Source organism: Acetivibrio straminisolvens JCM 21531 (genome assembly GCF_000521465.1).
In the GTDB taxonomy this organism is placed as follows: Bacteria; Bacillota; Clostridia; order Acetivibrionales; family Acetivibrionaceae; genus Hungateiclostridium; species Hungateiclostridium straminisolvens.
The window spans coordinates 1-1,041 of record NZ_BAVR01000169.1; the positions used below are offsets into that span (position 1 = coordinate 1).

Consider the following 1,041-nt stretch of genomic DNA (forward strand, 5'->3'; position numbering starts at 1 on the left):
ATATAAAAAGTCTTCAAAATTTTCCTTTAATCCTTCCGGTACATCAACTGCATTTGTACAAAATAGTTTTTCTTACCTGTACAAGCTTCAACTTCATGAGGTTTAAAACTGGTAAACTTGATCCATTTTTCTATATACTGAAAAGCATTATCCGTTAACGTTCTCTTTACAATATTTCCATTCTCGCTATATAGATATTTTACTTTTGAACCATTCCATGGTTCTTTAACCCACATCTTATCTTTTGCAGCATGACCCTCATTATCATATGGAAAAGAGGGATTTGGAAAAACAGAACCATCCACTGCATACCCTAAAGCACGGTATTCGTCCTTACCATTAACTTTTTTAACCATATCTCGCCCTGCTGTCGTTGTCTTTTTACTAGCTTCTACATTATCACCGTATACAAATACTGGCCTGTTTGAAAACACATCCAAACCATATTGTGCAAGTTTATCATTTATATTCATACCATTTACTTCTAATGAATAGTAATTCTCATAGCCCATTTTTTCTAATAAAAAATTATTAGCATCATCTATTGCTTCTTTTGCACTATTATAGCTTATTGCATATGTATATGTACTCAAATACGATGCTAAAACAAATAACGATATGATACAACATAATATTTTTTTCATCGTATTTTGCCCCCTCAGAGCCTCAGAAATCTACTCTCATGTTCTAAAAAGGTTTGAATCCTTTTTATATATATACAAAGAAATTGTAGATCCTCTCATTGGCCATGACTTAGCTAAATGCAAATATTGGCCTGTCTTTTCGTCATAAAAATACCTTGCTTCAATAACATCCGTATCCTTTACCTTTGACCTCACAAGACTCATAATCTCTTTTACCGTCTCTTCACTCAACCTTTGTAACAATATTTTCTCCATATCATCTTTCTGTTTTTCAACATTCTTTCTCAAAAAAGATATCGTAAACGTTGCTTCATAGCTATAATCTTCATCTGCACCCGCAACCATTAAATCAATACCTTTCGGTACAATAAACCCGGCTACTTCCCTTGTATCGCTT

The 1,041-nt window shown here is 33.1% G+C and carries 1 protein-coding gene and 1 pseudogene; both read right to left on the reverse strand.

All coding sequences use genetic code 11. From position 1 onward, the window contains the following. Positions 1-26 precede the first annotated feature (26 nt). Positions 27-644 carry an Athe_2463 domain-containing protein gene (locus JCM21531_RS17330; RefSeq protein ID WP_038291714.1) on the reverse strand — a complete coding sequence of 206 codons (618 nt, stop codon included), beginning with the start codon at positions 642-644 and terminating at the stop codon, positions 27-29. A 36-nt stretch (positions 645-680) separates the two neighbouring features. Further along, a pseudogene (locus JCM21531_RS17335) lies at positions 681-1,041 on the reverse strand (copper amine oxidase N-terminal domain-containing protein); the annotation flags it as partial.